This is a genomic window from Iodobacter fluviatilis (assembly GCF_900451195.1).
In the GTDB taxonomy this organism is placed as follows: Bacteria; Pseudomonadota; Gammaproteobacteria; order Burkholderiales; family Chitinibacteraceae; genus Iodobacter; species Iodobacter fluviatilis.
Genome location: NZ_UGHR01000001.1, coordinates 2859702 through 2872692, shown reverse-complemented (window position 1 = coordinate 2872692; position 12991 = coordinate 2859702). Strand labels below are relative to the sequence as shown.

5 protein-coding genes are annotated in these 12991 nt (G+C 52.0%); 2 read left to right on the top strand and 3 right to left on the bottom strand.

Going from position 1 to position 12991, the window contains the following annotated elements:
* Positions 1–56 precede the first annotated feature (56 nt).
* Complete coding sequence (locus DYD62_RS13260) at positions 57–8441, bottom strand: autotransporter-associated beta strand repeat-containing protein (protein ID WP_165928780.1); 8385 nt, start codon at positions 8439–8441, stop codon at positions 57–59.
* Positions 8442–8773: 332 nt separating this feature from the next.
* On the opposite strand from DYD62_RS13260, the gene DYD62_RS13235 reads away from it, so the two are divergent.
* Both DYD62_RS13235 and DYD62_RS13230 read left to right on the top strand, forming a co-directional pair.
* The gene (locus DYD62_RS13235) at positions 8774–9574 is read left to right on the top strand and encodes a response regulator transcription factor (protein WP_115227769.1); all 801 of its coding nucleotides are present in this window, start codon (positions 8774–8776) and stop codon (positions 9572–9574) included.
* Positions 9571–11772, top strand: a complete 2202-nt coding sequence (locus DYD62_RS13230; RefSeq protein ID WP_115227768.1) for a sensor histidine kinase — start codon at positions 9571–9573, stop codon at positions 11770–11772. Before DYD62_RS13235 ends, DYD62_RS13230 begins: the two co-directional genes overlap by 4 nt.
* An 8-nt stretch (positions 11773–11780) precedes the next feature.
* On the opposite strand, the gene yfcF is transcribed toward DYD62_RS13230, so the two are convergent.
* Positions 11781–12416 (bottom strand): glutathione transferase, encoded by a 636-nt coding sequence (gene yfcF / locus DYD62_RS13225; RefSeq protein WP_115227767.1) that lies wholly within the window; start codon positions 12414–12416, stop codon positions 11781–11783.
* Between the two features lie 28 nt (positions 12417–12444).
* Complete coding sequence (locus tag DYD62_RS13220) at positions 12445–12936, bottom strand: GNAT family N-acetyltransferase (protein WP_115227766.1); 492 nt, start codon at positions 12934–12936, stop codon at positions 12445–12447.
* Between the last annotated feature and the right edge of the window lie 55 nt (positions 12937–12991).

The window sequence follows — 12991 nt, the reverse complement described above, 5'->3', positions numbered from 1 at the left end:
AAAAAACAGGGAGCATTGCTCCCTGTTTTGCTAAGTGGCTTTAACGGTGGGCTGAATTAAAACCCAAAATTCAAGCCCGTTTGCCCGCTATAAGTGCTTTCCTTGTCGTTCAGGTATTCCACTTTGCCAAACAGCGTGATGTCTTTGCTGAGTTTGTAGCTGGCGTTAAAGCCGATATTGGCGGTGAGGTCTCTGTCTTTCACAAATTGAATCGGCGCTGCAACGCGCTGGTCAATCGCTAACTTGCTTTGCATATCGTCGCGCTTGTCGCTGAAGTGGCGCTCAATGCCCAGATCTGCGCCCAGTTTTAGGGGCTGATCTTTGGCTCCCCAAATCAAGGATGCGCCCAGCTGCCCGGTGAGCTGGGATGCGTCTGCGCTGCCCAGTTGCAGGCGGTGGCTGGAGCCTTGCTCGTCAAAGGCGTCGCTCATGACCTTGCCGTGGCTGAGGCTGCTGCGTGCCAGTAGCGTGAAGTCCTGGTCTGCATAGGCTTTGTAGCTAGCGGCTAAGCTGGCATCGATGCCGCGGGCGGTGGTTGCGCCGGTGATTTGGCCTGTTACGCCGCTACGATCTAAATCATAGGAATACTTGGCGTAAGCCACGCTGGCAAGGATGTTCAGATCGCTCACTGGCTGGTAAGCAAGATAGGCTGTAAGGGCCTGACCATTCACATTGCCAGAGCCAAAGCGCGCTTCCAGCTTGCCGCTGTTTACGGTTAAAACGCTGCCTAATTTTAGCGACTCATTCACGCTGAATTCTGCGCCTAGGTAGTAATCATTGCGGCTGATATGCGCGTTGCCTGCCGATTGGCCGCCGCTGCGCATATAGCCTGCGTAAGCTGAGTTTTGCTCCTGATTACTTCTGGATTGCAGCAGGCTCAGCATGCTGCGCTTGCCGAGCAGGGCGTAATCGCTGATCGCGCCGTAATATTCTGGCGTGAGGCGTTCTGCATTGTCGGCGACCGTTGCACCATTGGCCGTCAGAAACTCACCTGCGTTTTTACCTGTGCCGCTGGCGGTATCAATCTGATTGGTGCCCACATCGCTTGTGGCGATATTCATCAGTGCTGCGGCTGCGGCACGCTGATTAGGATTGCGGCCCAAATCAGCGAAAGTGCTTTGCGGCAAGTTCAGCCCGGTGGTGATCACCTGGCCGGTGGCCACATCAAATACGGCGGCGGCGTTGACGACTGCTGCGCCGCTGCCGGCTACGCCATCCAGATCAAATTTTACGGTGGCAAAGTGGCCGCTTACTTTTTTGGCCTTGCCATCCAGGTCGGCCATGATTTGGTAGACCTCCCCTAGGCGCGGGGCGCTGCCGCCGTAGGTTTGCACAATCAGCTCGCTTTGTTTCTCAAGCGTGATTTTGCCTGCCACACGGATCTGATCGTGGCCGCTTACGGCGGTGGTGTTTTGCAGCTCAGATTGCAAAGTGGCCGCTTCGGTGTAGTTGCCCAGCACGGTAATCATGCCTGGCGAGTTGCCTGGAGCCAGCGTGCCTTCGTTGCGGAAATCACCGTTAAAGCTTAAGAAGCCTTGCACCTTTTTGCTATTGGTAAAGCTGCCGGTACTGGTGTTCACAAGGCCGCCTCCGGTCAGCACTTCGTACTTAATGCTGTCGCTATTGTTCAGCGAGAGCACGCCGCCTTTATCTACGGTGGCCGTGCCGGTGGTCACTACGGCGGTGTCGCCCACTGCAACCTGGCTGTTGTTCTGCACATTGATGCTGTCGGTTTGGGTATTGCTACCGCCGCTGATATCCAGCTTACCGCCGGTGCTGATTAAATCGGTTTTTACCGCGTTAATCTTGCCGGTAAAGACGCCGCCGTTGGTGACAATCAACTTATGGGTGGTGGAGTTCACCGTACCTGATCCATTCAGGGTTTTGATCGTTTGATCGCCGCCTGCCAGGATCATTTCGCCCGTTTTATCAATTTGCACCGTGGCGTTTTTATTCAGGCGCTCTGCAGCGCCTAGGGTTAGCGCGCTTTGATCATAGATATGCACGTTTTCTGCCGCGCTTGTGCCATTCAGCATGACTTTGCCGTGGGTTTCCAGCGTACCGTCACCCAGATTGGCATTGACCACCGAGCCATCGTTCAGGGCATAGTTGCTTGCGCTGAGCGTGCCGTTACCAATGATATTGCCACTGTTGCTCAGGCTGGCAATCTTTTGATTTGCATCGATTTTTAGCGTGCCATCGTTGCTGAGCTTAGCCGTTGCCGATAAGCCGCCATTTTGGTCATTCAGCGTAGCGGGCCGTGCGATATAAATATCCTGGCTGGCCAGCTTGCCGCTGAGCGTGATTGCGCCTTGCTCAATGCGGGTTGCGCCCTTGTAGCTGCTGTCGCCCGTCATGCTCAGCATGCCGCTGCCTTGTTTTACAAAGCTGCCCTTGCCGGATGCATCACTGATCTGGCCGCTGAACAGGCTGTCGGTATTTTGCTGCAGCGTTAATTTGCCCGCGTTTAAATCCAGCTCGCCGACGCCTGTCAGCTGGGCGATCGTTTCATTGCCGCCCAGCACCAGCTTGCCCGCAATGCTGAGTTTGGCGGTATCCAATAAACGATCTGCCGCGCCCAGCGTGGTGATGCCGGAATCAATTTTGACCGATTCAGCGGCGCTAGTGCCGTTGAGCGCTACATTGCCATTGGCGATCAGGCTGCCCGAGCCAAGGTTGGCGTTGATGACAGATCCACCGTTTAGCGCGTACGTTTTAGCGGTGAGGGTGGCTTTGCCATCTACGCTGGCGTTGATGGTGCCGGTGTTGCTCAGCGCGGCAATGGTGTCGTTCTGGTTTAAATTAACGATGCCATCGTTATTGAGCTGAGCAAGATCAGCCAGGCCGCCTTGGTTATTGGTCAGCTTGCCGTTCTTTTGTACGCTGATATTCAGGCTGGCAAGCGTGCCATCTAGCGTGATGCCGCCATTCTCAATCCGAGTATCGCCGATGTAATGGTTTACGCCCGTTAGGGTGATGGTGCCCGTGCCTTGTATGACCACGCTGCCCTTGCCGGTTTGCGCGTCATTAATCTGGCCCGCAAACAGCGTGTCTTTATTTTGCAGCAGGGTCAGCTTGCCACCATTCAGATCAAGCAGCCCACTGGCTTGGCCCGCCAGCGTGCCGATGGTTTCATTACCGCCCATGATGAGTTTGCCATCGACACTGACATCACTCGTATTCAGCAAACGCTCTGCGGAGCCCAAAGTCAGGGTGCCACTGGCCACATTCACGGTTTGAGCCGTGCTGGTGCCGTTCAGTGCAACCTTGCCATTGGATGTCAGTACGCCTGCGCCCAGATTGGCGTTAACCACCGAGCTATCGTTCAAGGCATAAGTTTTGGCGGTAAGGGTGGCTTTGCCATCGCTGCTGGCATTGATCGTGCCGGTGTTGATCAGGGCTGCAATGGTGTTATCGCTGTTTTGATTAACTACGCCGTCGTTGTTTAGCGTAGCCAGTGCAGAAAGGCCGCCCTGGTTGTTGGTGAGCGTGCCAGCTTTTTGCACATCGATGTTCAGGCTGGCCAGCTTGCCATCTAAAGTCATGCCACCTTGTGCGATGGTGGTATTGCCCAGGTAATGGCTGTCGCCAGTGAGCGTCAGCGTGCCTTTTCCTTGCTTAAGTACGCTGCCTTGCGAGGTGCTTGCATCATCAATCTGGCCAGCATAGAGCGTGTCTTTGTCTTGCAGTAAAGTCAGCTTGCCCCCATTCAGATCAACAATGGCTTTGGCTTTGGTACCTGCCAGTGTGCCTATGGTTTCATTGCCGCCCATGATCAGGGTGTCGTCAACCGTTACATCGCTGGTATTCAGCAGGCGTTCAGCTGCGCCAAGGGTCATCGTGCCTTGCTTGATGTGCACTGTTTTGCTGACCAGTGTGCCGTTCAGCTGCACTTTGCCGCCATCAACCGTGGTGTCGTCACTGAAAGTGTGATCGCCATTGAGGGTGATTTCGCCTGTGCCGTGTTTCAGTAGTGTGCCTTTGTCGCCGTCTTTGTCCTGAATCACGCCATCAAACACGGTGTTGTGGTTTTGTTCCAGCGTCAGCTTGCTGCCGGATAATTCCACTACGCCGCTGGCGGCTCCTGCCAGTGTGCCGATGGTTTCATCGCCACCCATTACCAGTTTGCCGTTGACCGTTACATCGCTGCTGTCCAGTAAACGCTCGGCTGCGCCCAGCGTCATCACGCCGCTGTTTACATTTACGGTTTGCGCTGCGCTTGTGCCGTTCAGTGCTACCTGGCCATTGGAGGTTACAATCCCTGTGCCCAGATTGGCGTGGACAACAGAGCCTTGGTTCAGTGCATAGGTGTTGGCGGTCAGCGTGGCTTTGCCATCGCTGCTTGCATTGATGGTGCCGGTGTTGACCAGCGTTTTAATCGTGTCATCGCTGTTCTGATTGATTACGCCATCGTTGTTGAGCGCAGCCAGAGCAGACAAACCACCCTGGTTATTGGTCAGTGTGCCCGCTTTTTGCACGTCCAGATTTAAGCTGGCCAAGGTGTCATTCGGCGTGCCATCCAGCGTAATGCCGCCTTGCTCAATGGTGGTCTTGCCTAGGTATTGGCTCTTGCCAGTCAGGGTCAGTGTGCCTGTGCCTTGTTTTAATACGCTGGCTTGGTCGACCTGAGCATCATTGAGCTGGCCTGCAAAAGTGGTGTCTTTGTTTTGCTGTAAGGTGAGCTGGCTGCCAGATAATTCAAGTATGCCTCCTGCCTTGCTGCCTGCCAGTGTGCCGATGGTTTCATTGCCACCCATGATGAGGGTGTCATCAACGGTCACATCACTGCTGTCGAGCAGACGTTCAGCTGATCCCAGCTTCAGCGTGCCTTGCTTAACGTGAACAGTCTGGCTGAGTAGTGTGCCGTTCAGCTGCATCTTGCCGCCATCAACGGTGGTGTTGCCGCTGAAGGTATGGTCGCCATTCAGGGTGATTCCGCCTGTGCCTTGTTTTAGCAGGCTACCTTTATCGCCTTCCTTATCCTGAATTACCCCGTCAAAGATAGTGTCGTGGTTTTGGTTCAACGCCAGCTTGCCACCGGATAATTCCACTACGCCGCTGGCTGCACCGGCTAGTGTGCCGATGGTTTCATCGCCACCCATCACCAGCTTGCCGTCCACGACAACATCGCTGCTATTCAGTAAACGCTCGGCCTTGCCTAAAGTCATGACGCCATTTTTAACAAAAACGTCGCCGGCAGCGCTTGTGCCGTTGAGCAGCACATTGCCCTGGGCGCTTAATTCGCCTGCGCCCAGATTGGCGTTAATCACCGAGCCATTGTTCAGCGCATAGGTGTCTGCGGTCAGCGTGGCTTTGCCATCGCTGCTTGCATTGATCGTGCCGGTGTTCACTAGGGTTTTGATGGTGTCATCGCTATTTTGATTCACGATGCCGTCGTTATTGAGCTTAGCGAGCTTTGATAAGCCGCCTTTATTATTGGTCAGTGTGCCTTTCTTTTGCACATCTAAATCCAAGCTGGCCAGCGTGCCTTCCATCGTGCCATCCAGCGTAATGCCGCCTTGCTCAATGGTGGTCTTGCCTAGGTATTCGCTCTTACCTGTTAGGGTCAGCGTGCCTGTGCCTTGTTTTAATACGTTGGCTTTATCGCCTAGATCATCATTAAGCTGGCCAGCAAAGGTGGTGTCTTTGTTTTGCTGCAGGGTCAGCTGGTTGCCGGATAATTCCAGTGCGCCATCTTCCTTGCTGCCTGCCAGCGTACCTATGGTTTCATTGCCACCCAGGATCAGCTTGCCATCGACGGTCACGTCGCTGTTGTCGTCCAGACGCTCACCGCTGCCAAGCAGCATCTCGCCGCTGACCACGTTGACTTTTTCTGCTGCACTTGTGCCGTTAAGTACCACGGAGCCATTGGCGGTCAGCTCACCTGTACCCAGATTGGCATTAATGGTGGAGCCATCATTGAGCGCATAGGTTTTAGCTGTCAGTGTGTTGTCACGGCCGTTGATGGTGCCGGTATTGGTGAGGCTGGAAACGGTGTCATCGGTATTCAGATTAAGCGTGCCATCGTTATTCAGCTTGGCGTCCTGATGCAGGCCGCCATTCAGGCCGCCTTTATTGTCGATCAGTACCGCGCCCGCAGAAATATCCACGCTCTGGCTGGCTAAGCTGCCATCCAGCGTCACGATGCCTGCCTTGATTTGGGTTTGCCCTTGGTAGGTGTTGTCGCCAGACAGGGTGAGATTGCCTGTGCCTTGCTTGATGAGATTGCCTTTCTCACCGCTGATCACGCCAGAGAAGGTGGTGTTGTCACCCTGATTAAGCGTTAGGGTATTGGCTGCCAGCGCCACTTTACCTTCGCCCGCCAGTGTGCCAATCGCCTGATCACTGGTCTTGGTCAGATCAAACTGGGCCTCTTTTTCAACGATGACTGCGCCATCTTTATTCAGCGAGGCAAGATCTGAAAGCTGTAGATTGCCTGCCTTGATGGTGGTGCCGCCTGCGTAGGTATTCGCGGCATTCAGAATTAGCTCGCCTTTATGGCTGGCATCGCCCACCACCAGGCTGCCGTTGGAAATCACGCCATCCATTTGTGCGTGCTTGCCTGCTTCCTGGCCCGGGTTAACCAGAATGGTGGCTGTGCCGCCAGCAATATTGATGGCGTTTTTAAAAGTGACATTGTCAGTTGCAGTGTCCGAGCCAAAAATCAGTGCATTATCGCCGCTTACAAAGCCTTCCTTGCCCCATGTGCGCTGAGCGCCACCGTTCAGGCTGACTTCTAAATCACCGCCGTTTGCTGCAAAGCCGCCCGATCCAGTCCATTGCACACGGTCTTTGGCTGTGCCGGTGTAGCGGTCAAACTTGCCGCTGGTTTCCAGTACGCCGCCATCGTGATTGCCAGTGAAGTTGATATTGCTGTTTTTATGAATGCCTTTGCCGTCTTCGGCGTGTAATGCACCCCCTTCAATCTTGGTTTGGCCGGTATACGTGTTTTCGCCGTTAAATACCACGAGGCCGCTTTTAACCGTGAGATCCGCGCCTTTACCGCTGGCGTTGCTGGCACCATCTAGGCCTGCCGCGCTGTCATCGGCGATGCTGCCATTAAAGGTAATCGTTTTACCCTTGCCTGCATCCAGCACAACGGTAGAGCCTTTCATCATAAAGAGGTCAGAGCCCGCTTCCTTGCCCGCTTCGCCCTGATGATCTTCATGATTATCGCCGCTGCCGCCGCTTACATCGCCACGATCAAAGCTAGCATTGCCTTTGATGGTCAGCTTGCCGCCTGCGCGGACAAAAATAGAGCCGCCTAGGCCAGAGCCGCCGTTACCGCCGGTTAATGCATTGCCGCCGTCACCGCTGCCGCCGCTGCCTGCGAATAAGCCGCCTTTTCCACCGTCTCCGCCATCGCCCTGGCCGTTGTTATGACTGACGCCATTGCCATTGCTGCCTTCTTTTCCGCCTGTGCCGCCCTGGCCACCGCCCGCGCCAAACCCGCCCACGCCGCCTACGCCGCCATTACCACCATCGCCACCCACTGCGTTTGAATGAGAGTAAGCATCTCCTGCATTACCACCAGCACCGCCAGCGCCACCGCCTAAAAAGGTCTCGCCATTTCCCCCATTTCCGCCGTCTGCACCTGATCCGCCGCCACCTGCTACACCTTTTTCAAGTGCTTCTATAGTCATTGCGGTAAGGTAAGCGGCATCTGCAGCAGCTTTTACTGTGTCAGCTGTAATGTAAACGGCAATTGCGGCTGCTTTGGCTCCAAACATTGGAGCCAGCGCCGCGGTAACAATCCCCGCAGCGGCTGCAGAGGCTGCTGCTGCATTTGAGGCCGCCTCTGCGGCGTCTTTTATTGCTGTTGCAGTATCAAAAACAATATCTGCTGCTGCTTTGATGGTGTCTGCATTGACTGCAGAGCCATCGGAACCATTGCCACCTGAGCCGCCATTCCCGCCATTTTTACCGTCATAGCCTTTGCGGCCATCACTACCATTGCTACCATCAAACCATGCAGAGTCGGAGGCGGCGTTGTCACCGTTTTTACCATCCAGCTTGCCGGAAGGCGCTTTGCTGATGTCATTGAGCGCGCCGCCTGTGGCGCTTGTTCCACCATCCCCACCCACGGCCGAATTGCCCGAGAAATTCACGTTATCCAGTACGACTTCAGCGCCGTTGTTAATAAAAATAGCGCCGCCCAAGCCCGCGCCGCCGCCACTACCATTGCCGCCCTTGGTGGTGAAGTTTTTAACGGTAGCATTCGAGATATTTAACTTGCCTGATTCAACAAAATAACCGCCACCTTCTTCACCATTAATTTCATTATTGCTGTCCGCTGTGGCGGTGTGCTCAGTCGTGATGACCATTTTCGGTGCGGCGGCTGCGCTGCCGAAAATCATCATGCCCGTGACGGCGCAAATGGCTACAGAGATAAATTTACCCTGGGATTTGGTCAGGCGATGCGATAGTTCGATGCGTTTCATGGTGGTCTTTGTAAAAAGTTTCAAAAAAATATCAAGCAAATACGCCGCGCACTTACAAAACATTTGTAAGTTTGTATTAAAAATGAAATATTTGAGTCAAAGCAAAACGGCGGGGCGGTTTAGCTGCTAAGTGCTTGAGTCTGAATGAGCTTTGCTAAAGTGGCTTTTGGCGGAGCGGACAAATGCTTTGCTGGAGGGAATAAATTTTGCTTAAAAAAATGGGGAGTTCGATTAAATAGGATGTATATCCGTAAGCTTTTGTCAAAATTTTTTTTATGCATATGTTGTATAGATGTTTATGATTGCGATTTTGCCAATACCGTCTGTTACTTATGTTGCCCGATCGTCCCGCTGTGTTAGGCCCTTTGTCAGATAAACCCCATGTCTTGATTGTTGATGACTCCGTGGATGAGTTGCGTTATTTGCTTGATGCTTTACGCAGTCAGAATTACCGGCTTAGCGTGGCATTTGACGGGCAGCAGGGCTATCAGCGTGCGCAGGCCAGCCCTCCTGATCTGATTCTGATGGATGTCAATATGCCGAGGGTGGATGGCTATGCCAGCTGCCGTTTGCTGAAGGCCAATCCGCTGTTGATGCATATTCCAGTGCTGTTTTTATCTGCTTCCAATGCGGTGCATGATCGCTTACTAGGCTTTAGCAGCGGGGCGGTCGATTTCATTTGCAAGCCTTTTGCCGCAGATGAAGTGATTGCCCGGGTAGGGGTGCATTTAGAATTAGCGCAGCGTCGCTGCAATGCGCCAAAGTCCATTTCTGAATTAAAAACACCAGATCAGGATGAAGTCTTGTTGGCCGCAGCCGTGCAAATCATTAGTGAGCAGCTCTACCTGCCCTTAACGTTGGCCGATATCGCCAGCCAGATTGGCACTTATGAGAAAAAGCTCAGCAAAATATTTAAAACCCAGATGGGCATGACGGTCTTTGCTTATATCAGGGAACAAAAACTTCGAAATGCCCGGCAGTTGTTGGCTAAAACTCAGATGAGTGTGATTGATATTGCCGAGCAGCTTGGATTTCAAAGTGCATGTAATTTTACAACGGCATTTAAAGAGCATTTCTCGCAAACGCCCTCTGCATTTAGGCAAACAATCAAACTGGCCGGGGCGCATGTGTGAGATTTTTGTTTTACTTTTTGTTTTCGGCTCTTGTGTATGCTGGTCAGGATATTAAGCCCACGGTGGCTTATTTTCCTTTGCAATATCAGTTGATTGAAGATGCAGGTTTACATACACCGGCGCAAATCGATGCGCGGCTACCGGCTGCCCCTGTATTGCAGGGGCCTCAGCATTTGGGGTATTCCAATTCTGTATTCTGGCTGAAACTGAAATTAAATAATGCATCTGATCAGCAGTTAATACGCTGGCTGGATATTGGCGCGCCACGCTGGCAATCAGTGACTTTATATCAGCGTATGCAGGGGCAATGGCGATACATTGCAGACGCAGGTTTGGATACGCCTTTATCCTTGCATCCGGTTAAGGCAAGACAAGCTGTATTTGTGTTGCCTTTAGCGGCAAAACAAAGTGCCGAGTATTTAATCCGGCTGCAAAGCAAAACGTCCATGAATTTTTTGCCAGGATTATGGGATCCGCTGGCTTATAAAGATAAAGAAATAGTGAGCAGCCTTTGGGCAGGCGGGCTGCTTGGCGCATTGATGATTGTTGCGCTTTGCTGTTTTTGTTTATTTGTTTTTATGCGCGATGTGGCTTTTCTTTTTCATGGCCTGGCTGTTTTATTCTTTGTATTAAATGAAAGCTGCATGCGGGGCTATGGCGCTTTTTATCTTTGGCCGGAAAGTACCATCTGGTCGGTTCATTCTTTGTCTTTTTTCGGACAAGTCTGTACTTTGTTTTTTTTATTGTTTGTACGGAATTTTCTGAATCTCCCCGCTTTATTGCCATGGGGAGATACCGTACTTAAGCTGATGCTGGTCTGGAATTCTCTGGCGATACTTGTGGCACAATGCTTTGATTATCAGCTAGGTACCCAGCTGGGCCTAGCGCTTATTCTGATTACCGTACCCATTATTTTGCCAATGTGCATTCAATTAATCCGCAAAGGTGGTTTGGCCATCCGCTATTTTGCAGGGGGTGTGCTGGTTTTAATGACGGGTAATATTTTTAGAGCTTTGGATTTGTTCGGTATTTTAGCCAGTGATCAAGTGCTGGGCGAGCACTATATGCTGATGGTGATTGTGTTTTCTATGCTTTCATTTTTAATGGCGATTGTTGACCGTGTGATGAGGGCTCGGCAGGAAAAAGAAAGTGTTCAGAAAACATTAATTCATACCTTGAATACGCAGCAATCTATCCTTGAAAAAGCGGTGACAGGCAGAACAGCAGAATTAACGATTGCCGTTGATGAGGCTCAGGCTGCCAATCGTTTAAAAACTAAATTATTGGCCTATATCAGCCATGATTTAAGAGCACCTCTTTCTGCCATGATTGCCTCAGCAAAATTAATACGCAAAGATGAATCTTGTTCTGTATTTGCAGAGAAAATTGAGCGCAGTGCCCGGCAGCAATTGGAATTAATTGATGAATTGCTGAGGTTTTCCCATGGCGAAATGGTGGATGAGGATTTGCAATTAAGCGTCGCCTCCATGGAAGAATTTATTACCGATATCTGTGATCAGGCAACCCTGCTGGCGGGTCAGCATCAGAATCGATTTCTTCTTGTGCAAAGGGGTGAAGCACCGTCCGCTGCTTTGGCAGACTGGCGGCGTTTAAGGCAGATTTTGCAGAATTTGCTTTCAAATTCTGCAAAATTTACCCGTTATGGCGTGATTTCATTGAGCACAGAATGGCGATGGCTGGACAGCCAGTTCGGAGTGTTGAAAATTGTGGTGGATGATACGGGGCTTGGTATTAATCAGGCCGATCAGGCGCGAATCTTTTTGCCGTTTGAGCGGATTAAATCTGCTCAATCGCAGGAAGGGCATGGCTTGGGCCTCGCTATTGCCTCTCAAATGGTGAAAAGCATGGGGGGCGAGCTGAAAGTAGAAAGCGCTCTGGAACGCGGTTGTCGGTTTTATTTTAGCCTGAATCTGCAAGCTGCTAATTCGCTGCCCGTGAAGCCCAAGCCTGAAGTCAGCGGCCCCGCTGTAACGCGGGCTAGGGTGCAGCAGTTGCGTGAATTGATTGCCAACGGAGAAGTCACAGAGCTGGAAAACTGGGCCCAAAAAATAGCCGGGCAATCGGCAGAGCATGCCCGGCTAGCCTCGCAAATCCAAGAGGCCATTTATCTTTTGGATTTTACAAAACTTCAGGAATTGGCTGATGGGCTGGTGATGGGTTCTTCACTGAGTCCATAGCTCCTAGCTTAAGCCCGCTTTTGTGCAATCCATTTTTGCACACTAGGCCTTTGCCATTGTTCATTAGCATAGTTCAGCAGCTTTTCTGGCACAGGATCGCCATTTTTAATCAGGCGATTTAGCATCAGTGCCAGATCTGTATCGGCAATGCACCATTGGCCAAATAAATGGGTCTGACCATCCTCAATTAGTAGGCTGGCTGCTGCAATTAGCTTATCTGCGGCGGTTTGGCCTTTGGCAGAAAGGGGGTGATCTGTGGGGGCAAAGAACACCACATTGGTCGAACGCTCGATACGCAAATCCAGTAGGTCGCTGCGTAGCCATGCCTGAATTTGCCGCGCTTTGGCGCGCTGCTGCAGATTTGCCGGATACAGTGCCGCATACTCAGGTGCCGGAAATAGCTCGTCCAAGTATTCGGTAATGGCTGACGATTCAGAGAGCGAGAAATCACCTTGCATCAGTGTGGGGACACGGCTGGTGAGGGATTGCTGGCGATAGGCATTTTGCTGCTGTTCCCCTGCATCCAGATCCAGCGTTTTTACTTCAAAAGGCAGGTCTTTTTCGAACAGAGAAACAAATACCGACATCGCGTAGGGGCTGGTGAAGAGCGAATCTGCATAGAGCGTAAAGGGAATGATGCTCATTCTGGTTTACCTTTTTTGGGTTAAAGGGCTACGTTGTTTTACATCTGGCCATTATAAAGACATCTGTAAATTGCCCATTTCTGAATGCATAGTTTTTGCAAAGCCCTTCTTTGATAAAACCGTGCTTTTCATACAGGGCGAGGGCAGCGAGGTTGTCGGTGTATACAGAAAGCTCGATGCGGCTAATGGCCTGCCATTGCTCGGCGATTTCTATCGCTGCACGCATTAAAGCATCGGCCACGCCTTGCCTGCGCGCACTGGTTTTTACTGCCATGCCAATATCGGCCACATGCTTGCGGCGTGGGTTTTGTTCGATATGCAGGCCCAGTTGACCAAGAACTTCTTCTCCTGATACGGCCACGAGGCTGATTGCGCCTGTGTGGCTCTGCCCCAGCCGGGCTTCCCACAACTCAGCCGCTGGATAGGGGCCTTGCAGTGTGGCGGAGTAGTTGCTTGGCTCCGCGTAGAGTTGGCGAATCTGCTCTATATCTTTTTTTTCGCTGTGCCGGATGATGTGCATGGCGGCCTCTTTATCTTTGATGATATGTAAGCAGAGTGTATCAAAGCGCTTTGTT

Bases quoted from the DNA above. Each gene is read 5' to 3' on its own strand.
- DYD62_RS13260 (WP_165928780.1), bottom strand. From the start codon at position 8,441: ATGAAACGCATCGAACTATCGCATCGCCTGACCAAATCCCAGGGTAAA.
- DYD62_RS13235 (WP_115227769.1), top strand. From the start codon at position 8,774: ATGTTGCCCGATCGTCCCGCTGTGTTAGGCCCTTTGTCAGATAAACCC.
- yfcF (WP_115227767.1), bottom strand. From the start codon at position 12,416: ATGAGCATCATTCCCTTTACGCTCTATGCAGATTCGCTCTTCACCAGC.
- DYD62_RS13220 (WP_115227766.1), bottom strand. From the start codon at position 12,936: ATGCACATCATCCGGCACAGCGAAAAAAAAGATATAGAGCAGATTCGC.